This window comes from Pseudomonas sp. 25 R 14, from assembly GCF_900004755.1.
Taxonomy (GTDB): Bacteria; Pseudomonadota; Gammaproteobacteria; order Pseudomonadales; family Pseudomonadaceae; genus Aquipseudomonas; species Aquipseudomonas brenneri.
This window is the reverse complement of the sequence record NZ_CVTS01000008.1, coordinates 12,710-38,181: the sequence shown is the minus strand read 5'-3', so window position 1 is coordinate 38,181 and position 25,472 is coordinate 12,710. Positions and strand designations below refer to the sequence as shown.

Annotated in this window: 24 protein-coding genes; 14 read left to right on the top strand and 10 right to left on the bottom strand. The window is 61.2% G+C overall.

Annotation, left to right across the window (positions count from 1 at the left end; translation table 11 throughout):
- Nucleotides 1-102 precede the first annotated feature (102 nt).
- The gene (locus BFQ03_RS01115; protein ID WP_032858898.1) at nt 103-744 is read right to left on the bottom strand and encodes an HD domain-containing protein; all 642 of its coding nucleotides are present in this window, start codon (nt 742-744) and stop codon (nt 103-105) included.
- A gap of 218 nt (nt 745-962) precedes the next feature.
- Between BFQ03_RS01115 and BFQ03_RS01110 the strand changes: the two genes are divergently transcribed.
- Complete coding sequence (locus BFQ03_RS01110; protein ID WP_032858897.1) at nt 963-1,928, top strand: GlxA family transcriptional regulator; 966 nt, start codon at nt 963-965, stop codon at nt 1,926-1,928.
- Here the strand turns inward: BFQ03_RS01110 and BFQ03_RS01105 are convergent.
- Complete coding sequence (locus tag BFQ03_RS01105; protein ID WP_028618364.1) at nt 1,906-2,259, bottom strand: carboxymuconolactone decarboxylase family protein; 354 nt, start codon at nt 2,257-2,259, stop codon at nt 1,906-1,908. The genes BFQ03_RS01110 and BFQ03_RS01105 overlap by 23 nt on opposite strands.
- 99 nt (nt 2,260-2,358) lie before the next feature.
- Between BFQ03_RS01105 and BFQ03_RS01100 the strand changes: the two genes are divergently transcribed.
- Nucleotides 2,359-3,264 carry an AraC family transcriptional regulator gene (locus tag BFQ03_RS01100; RefSeq protein ID WP_032858893.1) on the top strand — a complete coding sequence of 302 codons (906 nt, stop codon included), beginning with the start codon at nt 2,359-2,361 and terminating at the stop codon, nt 3,262-3,264.
- 63 nt (nt 3,265-3,327) lie between these two features.
- On the opposite strand, the gene BFQ03_RS01095 is transcribed toward BFQ03_RS01100, so the two are convergent.
- Both BFQ03_RS01095 and BFQ03_RS01090 read right to left on the bottom strand, forming a co-directional pair.
- Nucleotides 3,328-5,697: a penicillin acylase family protein gene (locus tag BFQ03_RS01095; RefSeq protein WP_032858892.1), complete on the bottom strand. Its 2,370-nt coding sequence runs from the start codon at nt 5,695-5,697 to the stop codon at nt 3,328-3,330.
- A 41-nt stretch (nt 5,698-5,738) separates the two neighbouring features.
- Nucleotides 5,739-6,314 carry a DUF6436 domain-containing protein gene (locus BFQ03_RS01090; RefSeq protein WP_032858891.1) on the bottom strand — a complete coding sequence of 192 codons (576 nt, stop codon included), beginning with the start codon at nt 6,312-6,314 and terminating at the stop codon, nt 5,739-5,741.
- Nucleotides 6,315-6,424: 110 nt separating this feature from the next.
- Here BFQ03_RS01090 and BFQ03_RS01085 point away from each other — a divergent pair, with 110 nt between their 5' ends.
- Nucleotides 6,425-7,366 carry a phospholipase BipL gene (locus tag BFQ03_RS01085; RefSeq protein ID WP_065942335.1) on the top strand — a complete coding sequence of 314 codons (942 nt, stop codon included), beginning with the start codon at nt 6,425-6,427 and terminating at the stop codon, nt 7,364-7,366.
- A 123-nt stretch (nt 7,367-7,489) separates the two neighbouring features.
- On the opposite strand, the gene BFQ03_RS01080 is transcribed toward BFQ03_RS01085, so the two are convergent.
- Nucleotides 7,490-8,242: a DUF2059 domain-containing protein gene (locus tag BFQ03_RS01080; RefSeq protein ID WP_032858889.1), complete on the bottom strand. Its 753-nt coding sequence runs from the start codon at nt 8,240-8,242 to the stop codon at nt 7,490-7,492.
- Between the two features lie 131 nt (nt 8,243-8,373).
- Between BFQ03_RS01080 and BFQ03_RS01075 the strand changes: the two genes are divergently transcribed.
- Complete coding sequence (locus BFQ03_RS01075) at nt 8,374-9,006, top strand: 2OG-Fe(II) oxygenase (protein ID WP_032858887.1); 633 nt, start codon at nt 8,374-8,376, stop codon at nt 9,004-9,006.
- A 2-nt stretch (nt 9,007-9,008) separates the two neighbouring features.
- A complete protein-coding gene (locus BFQ03_RS01070) occupies nt 9,009-9,503 on the top strand; it encodes a 2-thiouracil desulfurase family protein (protein WP_065942334.1) in 495 nt (164 codons plus the stop codon).
- Nucleotides 9,504-9,571: 68 nt separating this feature from the next.
- On the opposite strand, the gene BFQ03_RS01065 is transcribed toward BFQ03_RS01070, so the two are convergent.
- Entirely contained in the window at nt 9,572-10,195 is a 624-nt protein-coding gene (locus BFQ03_RS01065; RefSeq protein ID WP_032858883.1) for a transporter substrate-binding domain-containing protein, read from the bottom strand.
- A gap of 134 nt (nt 10,196-10,329) precedes the next feature.
- On the opposite strand from BFQ03_RS01065, the gene BFQ03_RS01060 reads away from it, so the two are divergent.
- The gene (locus BFQ03_RS01060) at nt 10,330-10,767 is read left to right on the top strand and encodes a DUF4399 domain-containing protein (RefSeq protein ID WP_032858882.1); all 438 of its coding nucleotides are present in this window, start codon (nt 10,330-10,332) and stop codon (nt 10,765-10,767) included.
- A 63-nt stretch (nt 10,768-10,830) separates the two neighbouring features.
- On the opposite strand, the gene serA is transcribed toward BFQ03_RS01060, so the two are convergent.
- Nucleotides 10,831-12,060, bottom strand: coding sequence for a phosphoglycerate dehydrogenase (gene serA, locus BFQ03_RS01055; RefSeq protein ID WP_029289418.1), 1,230 nt, complete (start codon nt 12,058-12,060; stop codon nt 10,831-10,833).
- Nucleotides 12,061-12,265: 205 nt separating this feature from the next.
- On the opposite strand from serA, the gene BFQ03_RS01050 reads away from it, so the two are divergent.
- The 4 genes from BFQ03_RS01050 to BFQ03_RS01035 all read left to right on the top strand — a co-directional run bounded on the left by BFQ03_RS01050 (nt 12,266) and on the right by BFQ03_RS01035 (nt 16,547).
- On the top strand, nt 12,266-13,660 hold the full coding sequence (locus BFQ03_RS01050; RefSeq protein WP_065942333.1) for an FAD-binding oxidoreductase: 1,395 nt from the start codon (nt 12,266-12,268) through the stop codon (nt 13,658-13,660).
- A gap of 24 nt (nt 13,661-13,684) precedes the next feature.
- Nucleotides 13,685-14,350, top strand: a complete 666-nt coding sequence (locus BFQ03_RS01045) for a fumarylacetoacetate hydrolase family protein (RefSeq protein ID WP_032858880.1) — start codon at nt 13,685-13,687, stop codon at nt 14,348-14,350.
- A gap of 228 nt (nt 14,351-14,578) precedes the next feature.
- Nucleotides 14,579-15,505 carry an SdiA-regulated domain-containing protein gene (locus tag BFQ03_RS01040; RefSeq protein WP_032858877.1) on the top strand — a complete coding sequence of 309 codons (927 nt, stop codon included), beginning with the start codon at nt 14,579-14,581 and terminating at the stop codon, nt 15,503-15,505.
- 121 nt (nt 15,506-15,626) lie between these two features.
- Nucleotides 15,627-16,547, top strand: coding sequence for an SdiA-regulated domain-containing protein (locus BFQ03_RS01035; RefSeq protein ID WP_065942332.1), 921 nt, complete (start codon nt 15,627-15,629; stop codon nt 16,545-16,547).
- 116 nt (nt 16,548-16,663) lie between these two features.
- On the opposite strand, the gene BFQ03_RS01030 is transcribed toward BFQ03_RS01035, so the two are convergent.
- Complete coding sequence (locus BFQ03_RS01030) at nt 16,664-18,610, bottom strand: autotransporter domain-containing protein (protein ID WP_065942341.1); 1,947 nt, start codon at nt 18,608-18,610, stop codon at nt 16,664-16,666.
- Nucleotides 18,611-18,971: 361 nt separating this feature from the next.
- Nucleotides 18,972-19,643, bottom strand: a complete 672-nt coding sequence (rpiA, locus tag BFQ03_RS01025) for a ribose-5-phosphate isomerase RpiA (protein WP_029289406.1) — start codon at nt 19,641-19,643, stop codon at nt 18,972-18,974.
- A 136-nt stretch (nt 19,644-19,779) separates the two neighbouring features.
- Here rpiA and ilvA point away from each other — a divergent pair, with 136 nt between their 5' ends.
- Together ilvA and BFQ03_RS01015 are read left to right on the top strand one after the other, a co-directional pair.
- Complete coding sequence (gene ilvA / locus BFQ03_RS01020) at nt 19,780-21,294, top strand: threonine ammonia-lyase, biosynthetic (protein ID WP_032858872.1); 1,515 nt, start codon at nt 19,780-19,782, stop codon at nt 21,292-21,294.
- Between the two features lie 40 nt (nt 21,295-21,334).
- A complete protein-coding gene (locus BFQ03_RS01015) occupies nt 21,335-21,748 on the top strand; it encodes a DUF2269 family protein (protein WP_032858870.1) in 414 nt (137 codons plus the stop codon).
- A gap of 128 nt (nt 21,749-21,876) precedes the next feature.
- Here the strand turns inward: BFQ03_RS01015 and BFQ03_RS01010 are convergent, their stop codons facing one another.
- Nucleotides 21,877-22,533, bottom strand: coding sequence for a histidinol-phosphatase (locus BFQ03_RS01010; protein ID WP_032858867.1), 657 nt, complete (start codon nt 22,531-22,533; stop codon nt 21,877-21,879).
- A 143-nt stretch (nt 22,534-22,676) separates the two neighbouring features.
- On the opposite strand from BFQ03_RS01010, the gene BFQ03_RS01005 reads away from it, so the two are divergent.
- On the top strand, nt 22,677-23,156 hold the full coding sequence (locus BFQ03_RS01005; RefSeq protein WP_032858866.1) for an RNA pyrophosphohydrolase: 480 nt from the start codon (nt 22,677-22,679) through the stop codon (nt 23,154-23,156).
- 22 nt (nt 23,157-23,178) lie between these two features.
- Nucleotides 23,179-25,458: a phosphoenolpyruvate--protein phosphotransferase gene (ptsP, locus tag BFQ03_RS01000; RefSeq protein ID WP_032858864.1), complete on the top strand. Its 2,280-nt coding sequence runs from the start codon at nt 23,179-23,181 to the stop codon at nt 25,456-25,458.
- The last annotated feature ends 14 nt before the right edge of the window (nt 25,459-25,472 follow it).

The following is a 25,472-nucleotide window of genomic DNA, read 5'->3' as shown; positions in this document are numbered from 1 at the left end:
CTGGCTTGCCTGCGATAGCTGAGTGTCAGTCACTGAAGAGGTGACTGAACCACCGCTATCGCAGGCAAGCCAGCTCCCACACTTGATTGCATTTCAAGTTGATTAGGCAGTCCACGGCGACTGGCGAATCACCTCGACAAAGTTCATCGGCTTGAACCCCGGTTCCTGATCCACCAACACATCGGTCTTCACGTTGCCAAACGTGGTCTGCGGGCGATGGCGCAAGCCGTCGGCAAACGCACAGATGATGCACTCCTTGAACCCTTCGCCCCGTGGATGCGCATGCACCACCGCTTCGCGCTGCACGTGGCTAAAGGCGGCGTAGTCCATGCCCAGCACATCCATCTCCACACCGGCCGTGACCAGCGCGACAGTGGGGCGCAGGTGCTGGGGCACGCCAGGGGTGGTGTGCAGGGCGATGGACAGCCACACCTGCTCGATATCGTCGTCGCTTAAACCGTAGGGCTTGAGAAAGTCGGCGGCAGCGTTGGCACCGTCTACTTCAAAGCGTTCGTTGTCGCTGCGATGGCCTGCCACCAGGCCCAGATCGTGGAACATCGCGCCGACGTAGAGCAGCTCCGGGTTGTAGGCCAGTTGCTTGCGTTCACCGCTGAGCGCGCCGAACAGGAACACCCGGCGGGAGTGGTGGTAGAGCAGGTCGGATTCAATGTCGCGGATGTACTCGGTGGTAGCCTTGGCCAGGGCGCTGTCGGGGATTTTGATACCGGCGATGGTGGTGCTCATGGTCATGATCCTCAAGAAGGCGCCGGGTTGGCGCTGATGAGTCCAGTTTGGTCGCGCCTGTGCGCGAGGGCCATCGCGGTGAGGATGCGATCCCGGCCAATGTGCGGTCACATCGTGCCACGTGAAATCGGCTAGGGTGTAGCAGGCACTGCTATCGCTTGAAGCCTGCAACAATCCAAATGTTTCTTCGTTTATTCCGATAGAAAGGTGTGCCATCCATGCACAAAACCGTCGCCATCCTGATCTTCCCCGGCGTCCAGTCACTGGATGTGACCGGTCCCATGGACGTGTTCTGCGAGGCCAATCGCTTCCTGGCGCCTGCGGATCATTACCAGCTCGAAGTCATCGGCCAGGTCCAGGGCAACATTGCCTGCTCCAACGGTCTGTCATTGCAGGCCCATATCCATTACAGCGATGCGCTGCAAGCCTATGACCTGTTGTTGGTAGCCGGTGGCCCGCAGTTGCCCTTCGAGGATTTCGGCCCGGCGTTCAATCAGTGGTTGCAAGGCGCCAGCGCCAGGGCTCGGCGTTTCGGCTCGATTTGCAATGGCGCGTTCATGCTCGCGCGCGCCGGTTTGCTGGAGGGGCGCACGGTCACCACGCACTGGGGTGACGCGGCGGATCTGGCGCGCCTGTGCCCCTCGACCCAGGTCGACGCCGACCGCCTGTACGTGCAAGACGCCAACCTCTACACCTCGGCCGGGGTCACGGCGGGCATCGATCTGTCGTTGTACCTGCTGGCCCAGGACCACGGCCCGGAAGTGGCCTTGAGCGTGGCCAAGCGCCTGGTGGTGTTTACCCAGCGTAGCGGCGGGCAGTCACAGTTCAGTCCGTTCCTGACACCCCATGCCGAATCTTCCTCGGCCGTGGCGCAGGTGCAGTTGTACGTGCTGGCGAACCTGACCGGCGACCTGGGCATTGCCGACCTGGCCCGCGCAGCCAACATGAGTGCGCGCAACTTCTCGCGGGTATTTGCCCGTGAGGCGCGAATCACCCCGGCAGAATTTGTCGAGCGGGCGCGGGTGGATGCGGCGCGGGTGATGCTCGAAAGCAGCAGCGCGCCGCTCAAGACCGTGGCCTATCAATGCGGCTTTCGTGATGCCCAGCACCTGCGCAGTGTGTTCAACCGCCGGCTGGGCGTGACGCCGCAGCAGTTTCGGCTCAACTTTGCGGCGCCGGTTTAAGCGTGTCGTAGGCTTCCAGCGCGCGCAGCGAGTAGATGTAGGCGGCGCCGGCATTCAGTGAGATGGCAGTGGCCAAGGTTGCGGCGACTTCTTCGCGGGTGGCGCCGGCCTTGATCGCGGCGTCGGCATGCACGCCGATGCAACCGTCGCAGCGAGTGGTGATCGCCACTGCAATCGAGATCAGTTCGCGGGTCTTGGCATCCAGGACGTTGTTTTCCTCGGCGGCTTCGCCAAGCGCCATGTAGGCTTTGACCATCTTCGGGTTGCTCTTGCCCAGTGTGCCAAAGGCTTTCTTCACGGTAGGCAGCAAGTCGGACCAGTTATTGAACATTGCGATAACTCCTGAACGGGTTGGGTGTGAAGCCAGTGTGTTCCGTCCGGGTTTGGCGGTATTGTTCGATCCGCTCAACTTTTTGACCGATATTCGCAAATGAACGCTATCGACACCCTGATCACCATGGCCAACCTGCGCGGCAGCCTCGATGTACGTTGCCAGTTCCAGGGCGACTGGGCCCTGGACCATGCGCCCGAATCCCTGGGCGTGGCGCCGTATCACATTGTGCTCAGTGGCACCTGCCACGCCGAGCTTTCGGGCGGGCAACGAGTGACCCTGGAAGAGGGCGACATCCTGCTGCTGCCCGGCGGTGCGACTCACCTGTTGCGCAGCCAGGGCGCGACGGTGCCAGCGATGTTACCCAGGGTGATCGACGACGGTGTCCTCAAGGTGCATCGCCTGGGTGGCGATCAGCCGGAGGTGGAGATGCTCTGTGGCAGCTTTCACTACAACCGCCAGTCGTTGCTGTTCGCGGCCTTGCCGGCGTATCTGGTGGTGTCCAGCCGGCAATGGCAGGCCGATGGGCAACTGGCGGCCCTGATTGCGCTGATGCGCAGCGAAGCGGATGGCGAGCGGCTCGGTGCGCGGTCGTTCATCGATGCGCTGTCGGTGGCCCTGTTCACTTTGCTGGTGCGCACCTGGCTGGCACAACAAGCGCCGTTGGCGGGGACGTTTGCCTTGCTCACCGACAAACGCCTGGGCCGCGCCTGGCAGGCGATGCTGGCCGAGCCCGGGCATGACTGGACCATCGACAGCCTGGCCGGCGCAGCGTCGATGTCCCGGGCCACGTTCATGCGCGCGTTTGTCAAAGTGGCGGGCGTATCGCCGTGGGTGTTGCTGACCCAGTTGCGCATGGAGCTGGCGTTCAACCTGTTGCAGCAGTCGCGGTTGAGCCTGACGGATATCGCGGCCCGGGTGGGTTATCAATCCCAGGCGGCGTTCAGCAAGAAGTTCAAGGAGGCGTATGGCCAGGCACCCGGTCGAATGCGCAACGCAGATTAAAACTGTGGGGGCGAGCAAGTCGAATCGTCGCACCGCCGCTCCCACATTTTTGATGGTGTTTCGTCAGGGCTGTTGTGGGGGGCGGGCCGGCAACAGCTTGAGGGTGCCGCGAGTATTGGCCTGGACCTCTTCTTCATCAAAATGCGCTTGCTCGTACCCGCCCTCGATGTAGGTCTCGGCCTGGTCGGCATAGTGCTTGTCGAACGGCACGCCGCTTTGCCCGACCGGGTTGATGGTCAGTGCGTGGGCGGCGTCGGCGAAGTCGACCAGGCGCCGGGTAGACGGACCATAAGTCACCGGCCATGGCGCCGGGCCAATGATTGCGGACAGGTTGTTCGGCACTTCGTGGCTGCCCGGTGAGGCAAACGGGCCGACATTGACGATCTGGTCCAACGGCTTCTTGATACCCAGTGGATGGCCGTGGGTCAGGGTGTGCGCCTTGCCCCACTGCCATTGGGTCGGGTCATCGCCGAAGGTGGTTTTCAGATGGGCCAGGCTCTTGTCCCAGGCGCGCTTGACGGTCTCGGTGCGCTGCCCGTTCCACCACGGCGAGTCCGCGGCGGCGGCCAGGCGTGGCAGGGCGGCGTCGATCACGCGAGTGGTGATCAGGGTCTTGAACATGTCGTCACCCAACTTGGGGCGAAAGGCCGCGTCTGTCAGGTCATACAGCAACTGGTTGAACACGGTGGCCGGGATCGACTCCACCGGGTAGTCACCTTTCCACGTGGCCAGTTGCTCCACCAGTTTGAGCTCGGACGGATCCTTGACCACCTCACGCAGCACCGGCAACAGCGGCGCCAGCAGGCGGGGCCCGTAGGCGGTGGTGGTGCCCAGTTGCAGGGCCTGGCTGTTGTCCAGGTCCCACTTGACCTGGTTGTCGCTCAACTGCGCGTTTAGCTGCTGGCCACGATCCGCCAGGTTGTAATAGCCGGGGATCTGCATGCCGGTGGGCGATACCGGCTGGGCATTGGCCGAGACCACATAACCACGCGCCGGGTTTTCTTCCTGGGGGTTGGCGCTGAACGGGTAGAAGCCCAGCTTGTCAGCCTGAGGCGTGCTGCCGTCGAGGATAAACCCGGCATTGGCACCCGCCGGGCGGATCGGCAACTGCGCGGCTGCCCACCAGCCGATATCGCCCTTGGCATTGGCCCACACGATGTTGAGTCCCGGCGCATGCACCTTGGCGGCCGCCGTGCGCGCCTTGGCCAGCGTGTCGGCGCGGTTGAGTTGGTAGAACCCGTCGAGGATCGGGTTTTCGGTGTCGAGGAACGCCCACCACATGGCAATCGGTGTCTTGCCGGCGTTGGCTCCGAGTACGTCGTTGATGATCGGGCCGTGGGGCGAGCGGCGCAGGGTCAACGTCACCGGGGCCTGGCCCTTGACGGCGATATGCTGTTCGCTGCTGGTCATATCGACCCACTGGCCGCGGTACCACACCTGGTTGGGATTATCCGGGTTGACCTTCTCGGCGATCAGGTCGAGGTCGTCGTTCTGGAACATCGTCAGGCTCCAGCCAAACGCTTTGTTGTGCCCCAGGAACGCCACCGGCACCAACGCATTGTGATAGCCATAGAGTTCGAAGCCGGGCGCCGAGAGGTGCGCCTCGTACCACACCGACGGCACCGAGAAACGGATATGCGGGTCGCCCGCCAGCAACGGCTTGCCGCTCTTGGTGCGATTGCCGCTGATGGCCCAGGCGTTGCTGCCTTCGAACTGCGGCAGGCCGTTGTCGGCCAGGGCCTGCTCACTGAGGCGGGCGATGGCGTCGAGGTCTTGCCAGTCACCGGCGGTCAGGCCGAGGTCGCCCTTGGCTTTCCAGTCGAGGTCAAACACCTTCAGGTAGTCGCTGCCCAGTTGGTCTCGCACATAAGTCAGCAACGGTTCTGTGCGAAAGGCTGCAGCAAAGCTGTAGGCCAGGTAGCCGGCGATGCTGATGGTGTCTTCAGCGGTGAACGGCCGCTTGGGGATGCCCAGTACGTCAAACTCCATGGGGCTGGCGTGGTTGTCCTGATATTGGTTGATCCCGTCCAGATAGGCTTGCAGGGCCTTCCAGTGCGGTGACTGGCGGTCCATCTGCGCCGCGTAGGTGGCGGCGCGCTCGCGGATGCGCAGGGTGCGGAACAGTTTGTCGGTGTCCAGCAACTTGGCGCCCAGCACTTCGGCCAGCTCGCCCTGGGCCAGGCGCCGCATGATTTCCATCTGGAACAGGCGGTCCTGGGCGTGTACATAACCCAGGGCACGATACAGGTCAGCCTCGTTCTCGGCGCGGATATGCGGCACGCCACGGTCGTCGTAACGCACCGTGACCGAACCTTGCAGGTTGGCCAGCTCCACGGTGCCCTGGCGGGTGGGTTGCTTGCTGTAGACATACCAGCCGGCGCCGAGGGCGATCAGCACCAGCAGGGCCGCGAGACCCGACACGACGCGCTTCATGAACAATCCTTATTATTAGACGTGGGGCTACTTTAGAAGAGCTACGAACCTTCTGGCCAGGAACAATAGCAGCCAACCGCCAGGGTGTGGGTCGCGTTCACCGTGCGCCCGCCCTGGAGTGCCTGCAGGATCGGTTCGATAAAACTGTTGCTTGAATTACAGGTCAGCCCTTCGCTGTACGGCCCGAAATACGCCAGTTTACCGTTGCGATCCCAGATGCCGACTGCCGGGCTGGCGGGCACCTGATTGGCGCCGGGCAGGGCATTGAGGACTTTCATGGCGCCAAGGGTGGTGGGCAATTGGCCGTGGCTGCCGGCTTTTTGCAGGGCATAGAATTCCACGCCCAGGGGCGCGTATTGCTCGATCAGTTCACTGAGGTGTTGTTGATTGCCGACATTGCACGGGCAGGCCGGGTCCCAGAAGTGCACCAGGCGGATCGGGCCGGGGCCTGCGAGCTCGTCGGGCAGGCGCAATGGGTCGCCGGAAAACACCGCCGTGTGTGCGCTGAATGCCCGCAGGTAGCGGCCCTGGAACCAGTCATACGCGGCCCACAGAACGGCGGCGCAGATCAGCATGATCAGGCTGGCGAGCAGGGCGGTGCGGTAGGGTTTTCGCATTCAGAGCAATCCTCGAAGGTCGCGTAGCTTGCCATGCTTGCCCTGACAGATGAATATCGCGACTCGATATTCATCTGTCAGGGCTGTGAAGCCCTAGTCTGGAAGTTCTTATGCCCGTTACCTTTGACCCCGATCATTTGCGCGAAAGCTTGCGGCCCCTGGTGGACGCGCAGTCGCTTTCGGCCGAAGCCAGGGTCTACCAGCGCTTCTATGGGCTGGACCTGGCCGCGCGCAAAGAGCCTGCGGTCAGTCGCCTGGGGCGCTTCGAGGTGGATGGGTTCGAGGTGGTCAGCCAGGTCTGGTGGCCGGCGAAACCGGTGGCCACACTGTTTATGTTCCACGGTTTCTACGACCACATGGGACTGTACCGCAGCGTGGTGGAGTGGGGCCTGGACCAGGGTTTCGTAGTGATTGCCTGCGACTTGCCGGGCCATGGCCTGTCCAGCGGCGTGCGTGCCAGCATCGATGATTTTGCGGTGTACCAGCGGGTGGTGAGCGGCTTGTTCGAACAGGCCGACGCGCTGCAACTGCCCAAGCCCTGGCATCTGTTCGGGCAAAGCACCGGCGGGGCGATTGTGGTGGATCATCTGCTCAACCATGGCGCAGGCAGCCCGGCGCAAGGCCAGACTTTCCTGTTGTCGCCGCTGGTGCGGCCGCGGGCCTGGGGCTGGTCGCAGCTCAGTTATTACCTGCTCAAGCCGTTCGTCAAAGGCATCGCCCGGCGTTTCAGCGATAACAGCAATGACCCGGCGTTCCGCCCGTTCCTCGAAGCTGACCCCTTGCAGCCCCGGCAACTGCCCACCGCCTGGGTGGGCGCGTTGGCGCGCTGGATCAAACGCATCGAAGCTGCGCCACGCAGCACACGACGGCCACTGATCGTGCAGGGCGAGGAGGATATGACCGTGGATTGGCAGCACAACTTGCAGGTGCTGCGCGGCAAGTTCGATCAGCCACAGATCCTGATGTTGCCGCGTGGGCGGCATCACTTGGCAAATGAATTGCCTGAAATCCGCGAGCAATACTTCAAGTTCCTCACCGACCACCTGAAATAACCCTGCACCCCTGTAGGAGCGAGCTTGCTCGCGAAGAACGTCAACGATAACGCGCGCTGCCTGGTTAGACGCGGCGTCCTTGAGTTTTTCGCGAGCAAGCTCGCTCCTACAGGGGGAGGGGCGTCAGGGGGCCAGGCTGGAGGTGCTTTGGCCGACCGCCAGGCCGGCACGGATCGCTGCCAGCGCCGCTTGGTAATACGCCTTGCCTTGCGGTGACTCGGCAAACGTGGCGAACTCTTCCAGCTCCGGGTCTGACAAGTCCCGATACACATACAACAAGGTGTTGTTCAGGTCATTGCCGATCTGCTGCATCAAGCGCTCGCGCTGACCGTTCAACATACTCTGCGCCTGACCGCCGCCCAACAGACCGGGGATCATCTGGCTCAGGCTGTCTGCTGCCACGCCAGCAATCGCCAGGCTGACCTCGGCCCCGGCTTCGCGGGCGGGCAGGGCCTGGGCCAGGTGGCCGATGATCAGGCTGCGGGTGGCGTCGGCCTGGATCTGTGGCAAGCCCTGGGCATTCTTGGCCAACTGGTCACGGCGGGTCGCCAGCAATTCGGCGGCGACAATCTTGCGCCCCAGAGGCGACTGGAAAAACGCCAGCGCGGGTTTTGGATCGGCCAGGTTCTGGCGCAACTGGGCTTCAGCCCGCTGATCCATGGCCTTGGGGGCGAAGCGTTTATTGCTGTTGTCCACCAGCGCCTGGTACACCGCCGGCGGCAAGCTGTTGCGGTAGCGCTGCTGGGCGGCACTCAAGGCGTCACTGAAATGCGCACGTTGTTGCGGCCAGCCGGCGACCGTGTACAACTGGTCATGGCTGTCTGCCCAGGCGGGCAACACGCAGAACATCAGCAAGGATAAAAACAAACGACGCATATGGACTCCTGTCAGTCGGCCACTATTGTCCGTGTCGGGCGTAGGATTTGTCGAGAAGTCCTATCAGTTGCCTGACTAAAGTGTATTTAGGTGCTCGGCGGCGCTGTCGGTTTTCCAGGCGTATGGATACTATGCGCGCCATGCAAATATCCCCTGATGACCCGCTGCTGCTACGCATCGTCGACGACCTGGCCGTGAAAGGTTGGTCGCAGCAGAACATCTTCCTGCCAGAGGCTCTGACCCTGGAACTGGCGGCTGAGTGCCATAAACGTGCCGTTGAAGGTGAATTGGCACCGGCCGCTGTCGGACGCGGGCCGGCCCAGGAGATTCGCGAGGGGATCCGTGGCGACCATATCCAATGGCTGGAGCCCGGCCAGGCGCCTATTTGCGATCGCTATCTGCTGTTGATGGACAGCCTGCGACTGGCAATGAACCGAGGGCTGTTCCTGGGCCTGGAAGAGTTTGAATGCCACTTCGCGATGTACCCGCCGGGGGCGTTCTACCTCAAGCACCTCGACCGTTTTCGCGACGATGACCGGCGCATGGTCTCGGCGGTGGTCTACCTGAACCAGGACTGGCTGCCCGAACATGGCGGCCAGTTACGCATGTACCTCAAGGATGGCGTCGAACACGACGTGGACCCCACCGGCGGGTGCCTGGTGGTGTTCCTGTCGGGGGAAGTACCCCACGAAGTCCTGCCTGCCCATCGCGAGCGCCTGTCCCTGACCGGCTGGTTTCGCCGGCGGGGCAACGAGCCGTTTTGAGCATGCAAAAGATTCTGGTCAGCCGCTGCCTGCTGGGGCATCGCGTACGTTATGACGGCGGGGCCAGCGGGCCGTTCGATCAACTGGCCGCCTGGCAGGCCGAAGGCCGGGTGGTTGCGGTGTGCCCGGAAGTCGCTGGCGGCCTGCCTACGCCACGCCCTTCTGCCGAGATTCCGGGCGGGCAGGGGATGGATGTGTGGGAAGGTCGTGCGCAAGTGCTGACTGCCGATGGCGAGGACTTCAGCGAAGCCTTTCTCGATGGGGCGCGGCAGGCCCTGGCCCTGGTGCAGCGCCATGGCATCCGCATCGCCGTGCTCAAGGCCAACAGCCCCTCATGCGGCAATCTGCTGACTTATGACGGCACGTTCAGTGGGGTGAAAGTCACGGGCGAAGGGGTGACGGCAGCGTTGCTCAAGCGCCATGGGGTGCAGGTGTTCAGCGAGTTGGAGTTGGCCGAGGCGGTGGTAGCCCTGGACCAGCTCCCAAACCCCACCTAAATCCAATCTAGGACCAGGCTTTTTGTGGGAGCGAGCAAGCCCGCTCCCACAAAAGCCCACTCACAAGCCTATTTGGTGGGTTTGCTGGTGTCGGCCTCCAGCCACTTTTGTGACAGCGCCGCCAGCCGTCCATCGGCCTTGATGCGCTCCAGCGCCTTGTCCAGGCTCGACTTGAACGCCGGGTTGCCCTTATGGAACGGGATGGCCAGGGTCAACGTGGCCTTGGCATCGACACGGTTGCGCAGGTCCACACCCTCGGTGGGCTTGGCGGCAAATTGGCTGCTGGTGAGGGTGTCGAGGTTGCCCAGCAGACGCTTTTGTTGCTTTTTCGCAAGCATCTGGGCATTGGCATAGCTATACGGCACGCTGAAATCGAAACGATCCTGCAGTTGCGCAGTCACAGCGATATGGTTAATCGCCACGTCGTACTTGCCGCTCTCTACACCGGGCAGCAAGTCGCTGTCGTCGGTGGTGATAAAGGAGGCACGTACGTCCATTTCCCGCGCCAGCAACTCACCCAGCTCCACTTCAAAGCCGGTGAGTTTGTCGCCTTCCTTGAAGTTGAAGGGTGGCGTATCGGCTTCGAGGGCAATGCGCAGTTCCCCACGGTCAAACACGTCGTCGAACAGTTCGGCGTGAGCCAAGGGGCTCAGAAGAGGCAGCAAAAGTAACAGGCCAGGCAAAAAGCGCATGGTCACTCCTAAAGAATTCGAAGGTGCGAGACGCGGTTCAGGCTCGCTTTGCTATGGTGTCGAGTGCCTTGGACAACGTTTCGTCACTAAGTTGTCATAACCCTACAGATTTCACAGAAAAACTGGAGAAGTTAATGAAAGCCATTTTGTCTCGTGCAACCCTGGCCAGTCTTTTGCTGGGAGCTTCCATGCTGGCGTCAGCCGCCGATATCCCACGTACACCTGCGCCCAAGGGGGCTGAGGTGTTTATTGTCTCGCCTAAGGATGGCGCTACCGTCGACAAGACCTTCACCGTTGAGTTTGGCATCAAGGGCATGGACCTTGAGCCTATCGACAAACAAGTCCCAGGTGCCGGCCATCACCACTTGCTGGTTGATCAGAAGGCATTGCCTGACCCAAGCCAGCCGATTCCAGCCACCGATACCGTGATCCACTTCGGCAAGGCACAAACCAAGACCGAACTGACCCTGGCCCCGGGCAAGCACACCCTGCAACTGGTGGCGGGCGATAACGTTCACCGTCAGTTTGAACCTACTGTAGCCTCAAAAGTGATCACCGTTACCGTCAAGTAAGATTTGTTCAGACGAAAAAAAGGGAGCCCTCAGGGCTCCCTTCTTCGTGGTGCGTCTGAAACCTTAGAACAACACGCGGCTACGGATAGTACCGCTGATGTGCTGCAGCTTCTCTTGCGCCAGGTCCGAGTACTCGGCGTCGACGTCGATCACCACGTAGCCAACCTTCTCGTTGGTCTGCAGGAATTGACCGGAAATGTTGATGCCGTTTTCCGCGAATACCTTGTTGATCTCCATCATCACACCCGGGATGTTCTGGTGGATGTGCAGCAGGCGGTGCTTGCCAGGGTGAGCCGGCAGGGCTACCTCCGGGAAGTTGACCGAGGACACCGACGTACCGTTGTCGCTGTACTTGACCAGCTTTTCCGCCACTTCCAGGCCGATGTTGGCCTGGGCTTCAGCGGTGGAGCCGCCGATGTGCGGGGTCAGGATCACGTTGTCCAGGCCACGCAGCGGGCTTTCGAAGATGTCATCGTTGGAGCGTGGCTCCACCGGGAACACGTCGATGGCGGCGCCGATCAGGTGCTTGTCCTTGATCGCGTCGGCCAGGGCATCCAGTTCGACCACGGTGCCGCGTGCGGCGTTGATCAGGATCCCGCCTTTCTTGATGGCGCGGATTTCCTTCTCGCCGATCATCCACTGGGTCTCAGCGGTTTCCGGAACGTGCAGGGTCACGATATCGGACATGCCCAGCAGCTCGGTCAGGCTCGACACCTGGGTGGCGTTGCCCAGCGGCAGCTTGGTCAGGGTGTCATAGAAGAACACCTGCATCCCCAGGCCTTCGGCCAGTACCGACAATTGCGTGCCGATCGAACCGTAACCAACGATACCCAGCTTCTTGCCGCGGATTTCGAAGGAGTTGGCCGCGCTCTTGATCCAGCCGCCACGGTGGCAGGAAGCGTTCTTCTCAGGGATGCCGCGCAGCAACAGGATGGCCTCGGCCAATACCAGCTCCGCCACGGAACGGGTGTTGGAGTACGGGGCGTTGAACACTGCGATACCGCGCTCGCGCGCTGCATTGAGGTCCACCTGGTTGGTGCCGATGCAGAAACAGCCGACAGCCACCAGCTTCTTGGCGTGGTCGAAGATCTCTTCGGTCAGCTGGGTGCGGGAGCGAATGCCGATAAAGTGCGCGTCGGCGATCTTTTCCTTGAGCTGGGATTCCGGCAGAGAACTGGTGATGTACTCAATGCTGGTGTACCCGGCGGCCTTTAGGACGTCGACGGCCGATGGGTGGACGCCTTCCAGAAGAAGGAACTTGATCTTGCTCTTATCGAGAGAAGTCTTGCTCATCTGCGTAAACCTGTATCCCGGAGAAAAATGGCAGGGAATCGAGCAGCGCAAGCTGACCCGGACGGCAGGAAAGCCGTCACCGCAGAAACGCCCTTGGGCTCTGTCCTGCGGGGGCGGTATGCTAGCATACGCGCCCCGCTAAACACTCATTCCTGCGACGTGAAGCGTTCTCAGGATGACCATGAATTGTTCGAGAGTTCTGTCGATGACCCATCCTGCCCTGATTGATGAGCTAAAGACCCTGGTTGAGCCCGGCAAAGTGCTGACCGATGCAGACTCCCTGGAGGCTTACGGCAAGGATTGGACCAAGCACTTCGCCCCCGCGCCGACCGCCATCGTCTTCCCCAAGACCATTGAGCAGGTGCAGGCCATTGTCCGTTGGGCCAATGAACACAAGGTGGCGCTGGTGCCATCCGGTGGGCGTACCGGTCTGTCGGCTGCTGCCGTTGCCGCCAATGGCGAAGTGGTGGTGTCGTTCGACTACATGAACCAGATTCTCGACGTGAACCTCACCGACCGCACCGCCGTGTGCCAGCCGGGCGTGGTCACCAAGCAATTGCAGAACACCGCCGAAGAAAACGGCCTGTACTACCCGGTGGACTTCGCTTCGTCCGGCTCCAGCCAGATTGGCGGCAATATCGGCACCAATGCCGGCGGGATCAAGGTCATTCGCTACGGCATGACCCGCAACTGGGTGGCCGGCATGAAGGTCGTCACCGGCAAGGGCGATGTACTGGAGCTCAACCGCGACCTGATCAAGAACGCCACCGGCTACGACATGCGCCAGCTGTTTATCGGCGCCGAAGGCACCCTGGGTTTTGTGGTCGAAGCCACCATGCGCCTGGACCGTGCGCCGAAGAACCTGACCGCCATGGTCCTCGGTACGACTGATTTCGACTCGATCATGCCGGTGTTGCATGCGTTCCAGAGCAAGCTGGATCTGACGGCGTTCGAGTTCTTCTCCGACAAGGCCCTGGCCAAAGTCCTCGGCCGTGGCGACGTGCCGGCGCCGTTCGAGACCGATTGCCCGTTCTATGCCCTGCTGGAATTCGAAGCCACCACCGAAGAAGTTGCCAACCACGCCCTGGAAACCTTTGAGCACTGTGTCGAACAGGGCTGGGTGCTGGATGGCGTGATGAGCCAGAGCGAAACCCAGTTGCACAACCTGTGGAAGCTGCGTGAGTACATCTCCGAGACCATCTCGCACTGGACGCCGTACAAGAACGACATCTCGGTCACCGTGTCGAAAGTGCCGGCGTTCTTGAAGGAAATCGACGCGATCGTCGGCGAACATTACCCAGACTTCGAAATTGTCTGGTTCGGCCACATTGGTGACGGCAACCTGCACTTGAACATCCTCAAGCCACAAAACCTGTCCAAGGATGAGTTCTTCGCCAAGTGCGCCACCGTCAACAAGTGGGTGTTTGAAACCGTCGAGAAGTACAACGGTTCGATCTCCGCCGAACATGGCGTGGGCATGACCAAGCGTGATTACCTGACCTACAGCCGCTCCCCGGTTGAAATCGAATATATGAAGGCGGTGAAGGCCGTGTTCGACCCGAACGGGATCATGAACCCGGGCAAGATCTTCGCTGTTTAATCATCACGAAAGAGGAAGTGGTCCATGAGCTATCAGCATAAGTACGTCGACGGCACCAACATCCACTTTCCACTGGGCAAAGTGGTTTGCATCGGGCGCAACTACGCCGAACACGCCAAGGAGCTGGATAACCCGGTGCCGACCGAGCCGCTGCTGTTTATCAAGCCGGGCAGTTGCGTGGTGCCATTGGAAGGCGGTTTTGCCATTCCGGCCGAGCGCGGTTCGGTGCATTACGAAGCGGAAATCGCGGTGTTGATCGGCAAGCCCCTGTCGAAAACCCCGAGCCGTGAAGAAGTGCTGGATGCCATCTCCGGCTTCGCCCCGGCCCTGGACCTGACCCTGCGCGACAAGCAGGCCGAGCTCAAGGCCAAGGGGTTGCCGTGGGAAATCGCCAAGTCCTTCGATGGTGCGGCAGTGATCGCGCCCTTTGTGGTCGGCAGCACGTTCCCGGACCTGGCCGATATCGGCATTCGCCTGACCATCAATGGCCAGGTGCGCCAGGACGGCAACAGTTCGCATATGCTCAACCCGATCGTACCGATGATCCAGCACATGGCCGGCTGCTTCTCGCTGCAGGCCGGTGATGTGATCCTCACCGGTACGCCAGCCGGTGTCGGCCCGCTGAATGTGGGCGATGAGCTGGTGCTGGAACTGCCGGGCGTGAGCCGCTTCGAAAGCAGCGTGCGCTAAACGAATGTGGGAGCGGGCTTGCTCGCGATAACGGACTGTCAGTTAACGAATATGTCGACTGATAGACCGTTATCGCGAGCAAGCCCGCTCCCACGATTTATTGGTGTGTATCCGCAAGTCGGGGTTTTGCATTTTTTTCACACGTTATCCGGATAATCCCCAGTCATAAGGCACGCGGGCGTATATCGCCTGGGCTTCCCCCTACAGCTGAATATCTGGAAAGCCTCCATGGCCGTGCCGCTCCCTTCTGTGAAACCCACTCCTCGTCCGCGCTTGAAGATGCGCTGGTACTCCTGGCTGTTCCTGGTCGGGGCGCTCATGTACGGGGTCTCCTGGTTGATGCACTGGGATGACCGTGGTGCGTTATGGGTGCTGGAACGTTTCGAAACCCCGGTTGAACGCCAGGAAAGTGTCTGGCTTCCGGACTACCAGGCCGTGATCGACGCCAAACCGTTGCCCGGCATGGAAAAGGACGAGGCTTCGGACTTGGCCTACAACCCCCAGACCAAAACCTTGTTCGCAGTCATGGGGCGCAACCCGTTCCTGGTGGAGCTCAGCCTGCAGGGTGATGTGCTGCGCAAAATGCCTCTGGTCGGCTGGAGCAACCCTGAAGGCGTGACGGTGATGGAAAATGGCGTGCTCGGTATTGTTGATGAGCGCCGGCACTCCCTGACCCTGGTCAAGGTGGATGCCGACACACGCCAATTGGCTTTCGCGGACTTCCCGACCTATGACCTGGGCCCTTCCGAGAATCAGAACAAGGCGTTTGAAGGCGCAGCCTGGGATAAACGCAATCAACAACTGATCCTGGGCAAAGAGCGGCCAGCACAGTTGTTCACCTGGAAAAGCAACGGCGGTCAGGCCCTGACGGGCGACAAGCAGGTATTGCCCAGTACCGAGTTGGATATACGCAACCTTTCCGCCTTGAGCATCGATCCGCGTACCGGACACCTGTTGGTGCTGTCCGCCGATTCCAATCTGCTGCTGGAGCTGGACGAAAAGGGTGAGCAAGTCAGCTTCATGACCGTGCTCGGCGGTTTCAACGGTCTGAAAGACACCATCCCACGCGCCGAAGGCGTGGCCATGGACGAGAACGGTACGCTGTACATGGTCAGTGAGCCAAACCTGTTCTATCGTTTCGAGAAGCAGAAATAGTCGACTGATTACGTCGGATTTTTCCCTATGAGCGGCATTCGCCAGACAGTGAGGGGCGTTTAAGTTTAAATTCAGACTGCTGTGATATTCATTTGCCAGTTTTGACTTTGAGCCAGCCCCCATGCGCCGATTTGCCCGCCCCAAACCTGCACTTCTTATCCTGTTGTTGATCGCTCTGATCGGCGGTGGAGTGGTTGCGCAGAATTTCCGTTTATTCGAGCGTGCCTGGTTCAATTGGCAGTCCTGGCGTCAGCCGGCGGATGAGCGATCCATTGGCCTGGCGGATTATCAGGTGGTGCTGGAGGCGCAGGTCATCGACGGCCTCGACGATGATGTCTCGGCACTGACCTTTGATCCGGTGCGCAAGAGCCTGTTTACCGTGACCAATCAAAACGCCGAACTGGTCGAGTTGTCCCTGGACGGCAAGATCCTGCGGCGGATTAATCTGGTGGGTTTTGGCGATGCCGAAGCGGTGGAGTTCATCAGCGAGAACACCTATGTGGTCAGCGATGAACGCCAGCAGCGCCTGATCAAGATTCACCTGGAGGACGACACACAGTTTCTCGACGCGGCCGACGCCGAGCAGATGACCCTGGGTGTGCACCTCAAGGGCAATAAAGGGTTTGAAGGGCTGGCCTATGACTCGGTGGGCAAGCGCCTGTTTGTCGCCAAGGAACGGGACCCGATGCTGATCTACGAAGTACACGGCTTTCCCCATTTCAAACCGGAAAAAACCTACTCGGTCCATGTCGTCAACAACCCCCGGCGCGATGCCGGGCTGTTTGTACGCGACCTGTCCAGCCTGCAATACGACGAACGCAGCGGCCACCTGCTGGCGCTGTCCGATGAGTCGTATTTGGTGTTGGAGCTGGATATCGACGGTCGCCCCTTGAGCAGTCTGTCGCTGCTCAAGGGGCGCCATGGCTTGAAAAAGCGCGTGCCCCAGGCCGAGGGCATTGCCATGGATGACGATGGCACGCTGTATCTGGTCAGCGAGCCGAACCTGTTCTACGTCTTCAAGAAAACACCCGATCCACTGTAGGAGCGAGCTTGCTCGCGAAAAACTCAAGAACACCGCGTTTAACCAGACTGAACGCGTTGGCGTTGGCGTTGACGTTCTTCGCGAGCAAGCTCGCTCCTACAAGGATCGTATGGGGCTCAGAACATCCACTGCACGCCCAGGGAATAGCCGGTCTGGCTGCCTTCGGCATGGCCCAGGCGGCCGTTCACTTCGGCGTACACCCCAAGCTGCGGGGTGATTGCCAACTGGCTGCCGACCTGTGCGCGGCCAAAACTCTTGTCCACTGAACCCAGGCGCGCAGTGCGCACCTGGCCATCCGCCCGTGCAGTCAGGTCCAGGTCGTCCAGGCGGCCGTCGGCCAATTCCTTGACCCAGGCGATGTCGCCGTAGGGCATCAGGCTCAAGCCGTAAGGCAGGGCCACAGCACCGCGTACGCGCCAACCGAGGCTGGCTTCCAGGGAGTTGAAGGACTGTTCTTCATATTCAAGGGCGGTGCGCAGGTTCTGCTTCTCGTGGAACTTGTCGATGCGGTAGTGGCTGTAGTCCAGCCCGGCAAACGGCCCGGTCTTGAGGGTGCCCAGGTCGAAGTCATAACCACCGAGCACCCGAGCGCCGAGGGACAAGGCATCGGTCTCGCCAGTCAGTTGCTGGTTAAGCAGCACGGGGCCGCCATTGGCCTGGATCACCAGGTTACGTTTTGAGTCGAAGCTGCTGTGGCCCACGCTCAGGTCGCCGGCCAGCCAGGTTGGGCCGCCATCGTTCAACAAGGCATAGACTGCGGCTTGCCAGGTGTCGCTTTGCAGCTTGCCACGGTGCTCCAGTTTGTCGCGACCGTTAAGGTAGCTGAGGCTGGCGCCGATGTTCAGGTTGCTGCTCAGTTGATAGTCGCCCAGGGCATGCAGGCCCAGGCGCCGGGCTTCGGGGTTAGGGGCGGTGTCGAAGCCGCTGTCCGGGCTGTACTCGCCGTCCACGCCGATCTCGCCATCAAAGCTGCCCACTTCACGGCTGGCCGATTGCAACGTCAGCCAGCGGCGATCGTGCAAACGCACCATGGCCTGGTGCTGGCGCTGCAGGTTGTCCTGCATATTGCGCGCAACCGCACCGCCCGAGGTGGTGGAGGCCATCAAGTCGGCATTGGTCAGCTCCAGCACCAGGCGGCTGAGCAGGCGCGAATAGTCGCGCAGGCGCTGGTCGATGCGTTCCTGGCCGAAAGCATTGGTCAGGACCGTCTTGTTGTCTTCGTTGGGGTCGTGCCAGGTCGAACCGCCGGGGATCGCCGGGTTGTCGGTCTGGGTGTAGCCGTCCAGGTCGCCCAGTTCCCAGTTGGTGGCTTCGATATAAAGGATGGGAATGTTCAGCGGCTCGAAGGCTTCGCCGTCGCTGCAGCAACCGGTGCCTGCGGGGTATTTCGGGTCCAGGCCGGGGTTGGTGAACAGGTTGATGTTCAATTCCTTGGCGATCTGCATCGTGTGCTCACGCAGCGACGCCAGGGCCGGGTTGGCGGTGCTGTTCTGGCCAGCGTGGGCGTACATCATGTCGCCGGTGATCAGGCTGTCGAGGTTGATCATGGCTAGCATATTGGCGCGCTGACTGGCGCTCAGCGAGTCGACAAATGCCCGGGAGCCGCGCAGGCCTTCCTCTTCGGCGCCGAAGCCGACGATCTGCAAGCCGTTTTCCAGTTGCAGGCCGCCGAGGTTCTTCGCCACTTCGGTCAGCACGCTGGCACCGGAACCGTTGTCGTCCAGGCCTTGCAAGGCCGGGCGGCCAAAAAAGGTATCGAAGTGCGCGCCAATCACCACGTACTGCGCCTTGGTGCCGGCAGCGTAGGCCACCACGTTCTGTGAGGCGCGGCTGCCGGCGTTCCAGGTGAAGTCCTGGCGACTGATGGCGTAGGCATTGCCCATCTGGCTCTGCATCCAGTCGGCAGCGCCGGCAAAATTGGCCGTGCCGCGATAACGGCCAGGGTAGTCGGTGATCAGTTTTTCCAGGGTGACATTGGCGTGTTCGCCATAGTCGTAGGCGTTGGATTGTGTCGAAAGCAGGGCACAGGCAACGCTGACAGCGAGAGCTAGGGGCTTGATCACAAGATCTTCCTTGAAGGGGTTGAGGGAGTTGCTCGGCGGGACCGATTGCACAATGCGCGCCTCATTCCATGGGGCGGTCGCGGATTGGCGCGTTGTTGGAAGTGGGGGTCGCCTGGCTATAAGTTGTAACGGATTTGATACCAGATGCGGCGGGGGATGCCGTGACCTGGCGCACAAATTGGGGCGGGCGGGGGAGAGGTTGCTGCGAAAAGTAGCGTTTTTGTTACATGTCCATCGGACGGGACGCGATCAAAAATGTGGGAGCGGGCTTGCTCGCGAATGCGGTGTGTCAGTCAACATATCCATCACTGGCACACCGCATTCGCGAGCAAGCCCGCTCCCACAGGGGTTCTGCGTGGACTTAGGCCTTGAGGGTCTTCACGCCTTCGCTAGTGCCCAGCAGCAGCACATCGGCAGGGCGCGCGGCAAACAACCCATTGGTGACCACGCCAACGATGGCATTGATCTGGGTCTCCAGCTCCACCGGGTTGGTGATCTGCATGTTGAACACATCGAGGATGATGTTGCCGTTATCGGTCAGCACGCCTTCGCGGTACACCGGGTCGCCGCCCAGCTTTACCAGCTCGCGGGCCACGTGGCTGCGGGCCATGGGGATCACTTCCACCGGCAGCGGGAAGTTGCCCAGCACCGGGACCAGCTTGCTGGCGTCGGCGATGCAGATAAAGGTCTTGGCCACGGCCGCGACGATCTTCTCGCGGGTCAGGGCTGCGCCGCCGCCCTTGATCAGGTTCAGGTGCTCGTCGCTTTCGTCAGCGCCGTCGATGTAGAACTCCAGGTCGCTCACGGTATTGAGCTCGTACACCGGAATGCCATGGCCCTTGAGGCGCGCGGCGGTGGCTTCGGAACTGGCTACGGCGCCGTCGAACGCGCCCTTGTGCAGGGCCAGCGCGTCGATAAAGCAATTGGCGGTGGAGCCGGTGCCAACACCGACGATGCTTTTATCGTCGAGTTTAGGAAGGATTAAATCGACGGCGGCCTGGGCCACTGCCTGTTTGAGTTGATCCTGGGTCATGCGGGCTCCGGAACGGGCGGGGAGTAAAGAGGGGCGCGAGTATAACCCAACAAAACCTCTGGATTCGTGTGGTCGTCCGGCCAAGAGGCGGGTTAGACTCCTCGGCCCTGCCCAACCCGCCCAGTGATGCTTTCCGATGCTCGAACAGTACGTCAAGAAGATCCTCACCTCGCGCGTTTACGACGTTGCCGTGGAAACCCCGTTGCAGACCGCCCGCCAGCTCTCCGAGCGCCTGGGTAACAAGGTCTGGCTCAAGCGTGAAGACTTGCAGCCGGTGTTCTCCTTCAAGATTCGCGGCGCTTACAACAAGCTGACCCAACTGACGGCCCAGGAACGCGCGCGTGGCGTGGTCACCGCCTCGGCCGGCAACCATGCCCAGGGCCTGGCCCTCGCGGCCAAGGTGCTGGGGGTCAAGGCCACGATCGTGATGCCCAAGACCACCCCGGAGATCAAGGTCGAAGGCGTGCGTTCCCGTGGTGGCAAAGTGGTGCTGCACGGTGATTCCTTCCCGGAAGCGCTGGCGTATTCGTTGAAGCTGGTCGACGAAAAAGGCTACGTCTACATTCACCCCTACGATGATCCGCACACCATTGCCGGGCAGGGCACGGTGGCGATGGAGATCCTGCGCCAGCATCCAGGGCCGCTGGACGCGATTTTCGTCCCGGTGGGCGGTGGCGGCCTGATTGCCGGTATCGCGGCCTATGTGAAATACCTGCGCCCCGAGATCAAGATCATCGGTGTCGAACCCGACGACTCCAACTGCCTGCAAGCCGCCATGGCCGCTGGCGAGCGCGTGGTGTTACCGACCGTTGGGCTGTTTGCCGACGGCGTGGCAGTGGCGCAGATCGGCCAGCACACCTTTGATATCTGCAAAGACTATGTAGACGAAGTGATCACCGTCAGCACCGATGAAATCTGTGCGGCGATCAAGGACATCTACGACGACACCCGCTCCATCACCGAGCCGGCGGGTGCATTGGGTGTGGCCGGGATCAAGAAGTATGTGGAGACCCGTGGCGTCAGCGGCCAGACCTTTGTTGCCATCGACTCCGGGGCCAACGTCAACTTCGACCGTCTGCGTCATGTGGCTGAGCGCGCCGAGTTGGGCGAAGGTCGTGAAGCGATCATTGCCGTGACCATCCCCGAGCGTCCGGGCAGCTTCAAGGCTTTCTGCGAGGCCGTGGGCAAGCGCCAGATCACCGAATTCAACTACCGCTACCACTCCGGCAGCGAAGCACACATTTTCGTCGGAGTGCAGACCCACCCGGAAAACGACCCGCGCAGCGCGCTGATCGCCAGCCTGACCGAGCAGGGCTTCCCGGTGCTGGACCTGACGGAGAACGAACTGGCCAAGCTGCACATCCGCCATATGGTCGGCGGGCATGCGGCGCACGTGAGCAATGAAGTGGTGTTCCGCTTCGAGTTCCCGGAGCGTCCGGGGGCGTTGTTCAACTTTCTTAACAAATTAGGCGGACGCTGGAACATCTCGATGTTCCATTATCGCAACCACGGTGCGGCGGACGGCCGTGTGGTCGCCGGGCTGCAAGTGCCGGCCAATGAGCGTCACCTGGTGCCGGCGGCGCTGGAGGCAATTGGTTACCCGTATTGGGATGAAAGCGACAACCCGGCTTATCAGCTGTTCCTCGGTTGAGCGACTACGCTGACTGGGCGGCCATTAAGGAATCGAAAACATGGAATACCTGACGACCCTCAAGACTCTCCACATGGTGGCGACGGTGCTGTTACTGGCCAGTGGCCTGGCACTGGCCGTGCTGACCTGGCGCAAGCGTAGCGCGGGCCCGGCGATTACCTTGCAACGGCCATGGCTGTTTGTCTGGCTGTTGATGGGCGTAAGCCTGGTGAGCATGCCATTTACCGGTTGGTGGCTGGTGCACCTGATCGGCTGGCCCTTGGGGCAGACCTGGATCCTGGGCTCCAGTGTGATCTACACCGTGGCGGCGCTGGCCTGGTTCTGGCTGGTGGTGCGCCTCAATCGCCTGCGCCTGGGTGGTACGGGCAGCGCGAAATTCACCCTGGCCCTGGCGGTTGTGAGCCTGGTGGGGTTTGTGGCGATTGCCGGGTTGATGGGTGCCAAGCCGGTCTAGCATTCGTCAAACCATTGTAGGAGCGAGCTTGCTCGCGAAAAACGTCAACGATAACGCGTACCCACTGATTAAACGTGTCGCGCTCAGGTTTTTCGCGAGCAAGCTCGCTCCTACAGGGATTCGGGTTATCAGCCGCGCAGGCTGATCACCGGCCACCCGCGCTTCTGGGCCTCCGCCCGCAAATTCGCATCCGGATCCACCGCCACCGCATGAGTCACCTGCTCCAGCAGCGGCAGGTCATTCATCGAGTCGCTATAGAAATAGCTGTCCTCCAGGCTATACCCGGTCTCTTCCAGCCACCGATTCAAACGTGTCACCTTGCCCTCACGGAAGCACGGCACATCCGTACTGCGTCCGGTGTAGCGGCCATCAGCCATCTCGCATTCGGTGGCGATCAGGGTTTCAACCCCCAAACGTGCGGCAATCGGCGCGGTGACAAAGCGGTTGGTGGCGGTGATGATCACCAGCGTGTCACCGGCAGCACGGTGCTTGGCCAGCAGTTCAACCGCCTTGGGCAGCATCAGCGGCTCGATGCAATCGCGCATGAAGTCGCGGTGCCATTCATCCAGTTGGGCCATGTCGGTGCGGCCGAGGATTTCCAGGCTGAAGTTCAGGTACGCGGCGTTGTCCAGCTTGCCGGCCAGGTAATCCTGGTAGAACTCATCGTTACGGGTCTTGTAGGCAATGGCATCAAGAATGCCGCGCTCACACAGGTAATCACCCCAGGCGTGGTCACTGTCGCCGCCCAAAAGTGTGTTGTCCAAGTCGAATAAAGCCAGGCGCATTGCGGTTACTCGCTGAAAAGTCTGTAAAAAGGCGTCCAGAATACGGTCTTTTCACAAGAGTGCACATAAGGTAAGCAGCCTCGTTGCCGCTGCAACAAGCTTTGTGGAACAATGCGGCGACATGCGTTTGCGAGGTTGTTGCCGTGATCGACCCCGATGGTTTCCGTCCAAATGTCGGGATTATTCTTACGAATGATGCCGGACAGGTGCTATGGGCTCGCCGTATCAACCAAGATGCCTGGCAGTTTCCCCAGGGCGGGATCAACCCCGACGAAACCCCTGAAGACGCCCTGTACCGCGAGTTGAACGAAGAAGTAGGCCTGGAACGTGAAGATGTGCAAATTCTCGCCTGTACTCGAGGCTGGTTGCGCTATCGTTTGCCGCAACGCCTGGTGCGTACCCACAGCCAACCGCTGTGCATCGGCCAGAAGCAAAAGTGGTTTCTCCTGCGCCTGGTCTCCAATGAGCAGCGGGTGCGGATGGATTTGACCGGTAAACCGGAGTTCGATGGCTGGCGCTGGGTCAGTTATTGGTATCCGTTGGGCCAGGTGGTGACATTCAAGCGCGAGGTTTATCGTCGCGCTCTCAAAGAGCTTGCCCCGCGCCTTTTAGCGCGCGACTGACGACGGAGTTCGACCCCGAGCCATGCTCAATACGCTGCGCAAGATCGTCCAGGAAGTTAACTCCGCCAAGGATCTCAAGGCGGCGTTGGGGATTATTGTGTTGCGCGTCAAGGAGGCCATGGGCAGCCAGGTCTGCTCGGTTTACCTGCTGGACCCCGAGACCAACCGTTTTGTGCTGATGGCCACGGAGGGCTTGAATAAGCGCTCCATCGGCAAGGTCAGCATGGCGCCCAATGAAGGTCTGGTGGGCCTGGTGGGGACGCGTGAAGAACCCCTGAACCTTGAGAACGCGGCCGATCACCCGCGCTATCGCTACTTTGCCGAAACCGGCGAAGAACGCTACGCCTCCTTCCTCGGTGCCCCGATCATCCACCACCGCCGTGTTGTCGGCGTGTTGGTCATCCAGCAGAAAGAACGCCGCCAGTTCGACGAAGGTGAAGAAGCCTTCCTCGTGACCATGAGCGCGCAGTTGGCCGGGGTTATCGCCCATGCCGAAGCCACCGGCTCGATTCGTGGCCTGGGTCGCCAGGGCAAGGGTATCCAGGAGGCCAAGTTCGTCGGCGTGCCGGGTTCGCCGGGCGCGGCGGTCGGTACCGCGGTGGTCATGCTGCCACCGGCCGATCTCGATGTGGTGCCGGACAAGACCGTCGACGACATCGACGCTGAAATCAAACTGTTCAAGACCGCCCTGGAAGGCGTGCGCACCGATATGCGCAACCTGTCGACCAAGCTGGCCACCCAGTTGCGCCCCGAGGAACGGGCGCTGTTCGACGTTTACCAGATGATGCTGGATGACGCGTCCCTGGGGAATGAAGTCAAGACGGTGATCAAGACCGGCCAGTGGGCCCAGGGCGCACTGCGCCAGGTGGTCACCGACCACGTCAACCGCTTTGAACTGATGGACGACGCGTACCTGCGCGAGCGCGCCTCGGATGTACGTGACCTCGGTCGCCGCCTGCTGGCCTACCTGCAGGAAGATCGCAGCACCAACCTGGTCTACCCCGACAACACCATCCTGATCAGTGAAGAACTGACCGCCACCATGCTCGGCGAAGTGCCGGAAGGCAAACTGGTGGGTCTGGTCTCGGTATTGGGCTCGGGCAACTCCCACGTGGCGATCCTGGCCCGTGCCATGGGCATCCCGACGGTGATGGGCCTGGTGGACCTGCCGTATGCCAAGGTCGACGGCATCTCGATGATCGTCGACGGGCACCGTGGCGAGGTCTTCACCAACCCCAGCGACGTGCTGCGCAAGCAGTACGCCGAAATTGTAGAAGAGGAGCGCCAGCTGTCCCAGGGCCTTGATGCCCTGCGCGAACTGCCCTGCGTGACCCTCGACGGCCACCGTGTGCCGCTGCTGGTCAATACTGGCCTGCTGGCGGATGTCGCGCGTGCCCAACAACGTGGCGCTGAAGGGGTGGGGCTGTACCGCACCGAAGTGCCGTTCATGATCAACCAGCGTTTCCCTAGCGAGAAGGAGCAACTGGCGATTTATCGCGAGCAACTGTCCGCCTTCCATCCGCTACCGGTGACGATGCGCAGCCTGGACATCGGCGGCGACAAGTCACTGTCTTATTTCCCCATCAAGGAAGACAACCCCTTCCTTGGCTGGCGCGGCATCCGCGTTACCCTCGACCACCCCGAAATTTTCCTCGTCCAGACCCGCGCCATGCTCAAGGCCAGCGAAGGCCTGAACAACCTGCGCATTCTCCTGCCGATGATCTCCGGCACCCACGAACTGGAAGAAGCCCTGCACCTGATCCACCGTGCCTGGGGCGAAGTGCGCGACGAAGGTGCCGATGTACCGATGCCGCCAATTGGCGTGATGATCGAAATCCCGGCAGCGGTGTACCAGGCCAAGGAACTGGCGCGGCAGGTGGACTTCCTGTCGGTGGGCTCCAACGACCTGACCCAATACCTGCTGGCCGTGGACCGCAACAACCCTCGGGTGGCCGACCTCTACGACTACCTGCACCCGGCGGTGTTGCAAGCCCTGCAACATGTAGTGCGCGATGCCCATGCCGAAGGCAAGCCGGTGAGTATCTGCGGGGAAATGGCCGGTGATCCGGCGGCGGCGGTGCTGTTGATGGCCATGGGCTTTGACAGCCTGTCGATGAACGCCACCAACTTGCCGAAGGTCAAGTGGATGCTGCGCCAGATTAACCTGAGCAAGGCCAAGGAACTGCTGGCGGAGTTGATGACCATCGACAACCCGCAAGTTATCCACAGCTCGCTGCAACTGGCCCTGAAAAGCCTGGGGTTGGCGCGGATGATCAATCCGACCGCGACGAAAACCCTGTAGGCGCGAGCAAGCTC

What these genes read in the sequence shown, in the direction of transcription:
- BFQ03_RS01115 (WP_032858898.1), bottom strand. Translation starts at nt 744, where the DNA reads ATGAGCACCACCATCGCCGGTATCAAAATCCCCGACAGCGCCCTGGCC.
- BFQ03_RS01110 (WP_032858897.1), top strand. Translation starts at nt 963, where the DNA reads ATGCACAAAACCGTCGCCATCCTGATCTTCCCCGGCGTCCAGTCACTG.
- BFQ03_RS01105 (WP_028618364.1), bottom strand. Translation starts at nt 2,259, where the DNA reads ATGTTCAATAACTGGTCCGACTTGCTGCCTACCGTGAAGAAAGCCTTT.
- BFQ03_RS01100 (WP_032858893.1), top strand. Translation starts at nt 2,359, where the DNA reads ATGAACGCTATCGACACCCTGATCACCATGGCCAACCTGCGCGGCAGC.
- BFQ03_RS01095 (WP_032858892.1), bottom strand. Translation starts at nt 5,697, where the DNA reads ATGAAGCGCGTCGTGTCGGGTCTCGCGGCCCTGCTGGTGCTGATCGCC.
- BFQ03_RS01090 (WP_032858891.1), bottom strand. Translation starts at nt 6,314, where the DNA reads ATGCGAAAACCCTACCGCACCGCCCTGCTCGCCAGCCTGATCATGCTG.
- BFQ03_RS01085 (WP_065942335.1), top strand. Translation starts at nt 6,425, where the DNA reads ATGCCCGTTACCTTTGACCCCGATCATTTGCGCGAAAGCTTGCGGCCC.
- BFQ03_RS01080 (WP_032858889.1), bottom strand. Translation starts at nt 8,242, where the DNA reads ATGCGTCGTTTGTTTTTATCCTTGCTGATGTTCTGCGTGTTGCCCGCC.
- BFQ03_RS01075 (WP_032858887.1), top strand. Translation starts at nt 8,374, where the DNA reads ATGCGCGCCATGCAAATATCCCCTGATGACCCGCTGCTGCTACGCATC.
- BFQ03_RS01070 (WP_065942334.1), top strand. Translation starts at nt 9,009, where the DNA reads ATGCAAAAGATTCTGGTCAGCCGCTGCCTGCTGGGGCATCGCGTACGT.
- BFQ03_RS01065 (WP_032858883.1), bottom strand. Translation starts at nt 10,195, where the DNA reads ATGCGCTTTTTGCCTGGCCTGTTACTTTTGCTGCCTCTTCTGAGCCCC.
- BFQ03_RS01060 (WP_032858882.1), top strand. Translation starts at nt 10,330, where the DNA reads ATGAAAGCCATTTTGTCTCGTGCAACCCTGGCCAGTCTTTTGCTGGGA.
- serA (WP_029289418.1), bottom strand. Translation starts at nt 12,060, where the DNA reads ATGAGCAAGACTTCTCTCGATAAGAGCAAGATCAAGTTCCTTCTTCTG.
- BFQ03_RS01050 (WP_065942333.1), top strand. Translation starts at nt 12,266, where the DNA reads ATGACCCATCCTGCCCTGATTGATGAGCTAAAGACCCTGGTTGAGCCC.
- BFQ03_RS01045 (WP_032858880.1), top strand. Translation starts at nt 13,685, where the DNA reads ATGAGCTATCAGCATAAGTACGTCGACGGCACCAACATCCACTTTCCA.
- BFQ03_RS01040 (WP_032858877.1), top strand. Translation starts at nt 14,579, where the DNA reads ATGGCCGTGCCGCTCCCTTCTGTGAAACCCACTCCTCGTCCGCGCTTG.
- BFQ03_RS01035 (WP_065942332.1), top strand. Translation starts at nt 15,627, where the DNA reads ATGCGCCGATTTGCCCGCCCCAAACCTGCACTTCTTATCCTGTTGTTG.
- rpiA (WP_029289406.1), bottom strand. Translation starts at nt 19,643, where the DNA reads ATGACCCAGGATCAACTCAAACAGGCAGTGGCCCAGGCCGCCGTCGAT.
- ilvA (WP_032858872.1), top strand. Translation starts at nt 19,780, where the DNA reads ATGCTCGAACAGTACGTCAAGAAGATCCTCACCTCGCGCGTTTACGAC.
- BFQ03_RS01015 (WP_032858870.1), top strand. Translation starts at nt 21,335, where the DNA reads ATGGAATACCTGACGACCCTCAAGACTCTCCACATGGTGGCGACGGTG.
- BFQ03_RS01010 (WP_032858867.1), bottom strand. Translation starts at nt 22,533, where the DNA reads ATGCGCCTGGCTTTATTCGACTTGGACAACACACTTTTGGGCGGCGAC.
- ptsP (WP_032858864.1), top strand. Translation starts at nt 23,179, where the DNA reads ATGCTCAATACGCTGCGCAAGATCGTCCAGGAAGTTAACTCCGCCAAG.